This window comes from Aeromicrobium phragmitis, from assembly GCF_003674095.1.
Lineage (GTDB): Bacteria > Actinomycetota > Actinomycetes > Propionibacteriales > Nocardioidaceae > Aeromicrobium > Aeromicrobium phragmitis.
In genome coordinates, this window is the sequence record NZ_RDBF01000054.1 from 1 (window position 1) to 516 (window position 516).

General features: G+C 70.9%; 1 protein-coding gene. It reads left to right on the forward strand.

All coding sequences use genetic code 11. The features are described from left to right. On the forward strand, window positions 1-489 hold a 489-nt coding region (locus tag D9V41_RS16215), incomplete at its 5' end, for an FAS1-like dehydratase domain-containing protein (protein ID WP_121795611.1). Between the last annotated feature and the right edge of the window lie 27 nt (window positions 490-516).

Below are 516 nucleotides of genomic sequence, written 5' to 3' on the forward strand. Positions count from 1 at the left end.
GATCCGGTGGAACGCGGCGCGATCCGGCGCTATCTGGAGCCGCTCGAGTTCGACTGTGCGCTGCACACCGATCCCGAGGTCGCGCGGGCCGCGGGCTTCGAGGACGTCACGATGCCCTACACCGGCGTCATCGCGTGGACGATCCCGGCCGCGTGGCGGCCCGGGGAGACGTTGTTCGATTCCGCCGACCGCGACGCCCAGCCCGTCCACACGGCGATCAACAACGCCGACATGCCGATCGGCCCGAAGACCACCGGGTTCTTCGGGACGGACATCGAGGTCGACTTCCACCGCGAGGTCGTCGCCGGCGAACGGATCGGCCGCCGGGGCCGCCGGCTCGTGGCGTGCACCCCGAAGGAGACGGGCGTCGGCCGGGGCGCCTTCATGACCTGGGAGAGCGAGATCGTCAGCGACCGCGGTGACGTGGCCGGCCTGATCCGCATCGGCACCTACGCCTATGTCCCCCACCAGAAGGGAGAACAGTCGTGACCACCGCGCAGGCGGCCACGCGCGTCT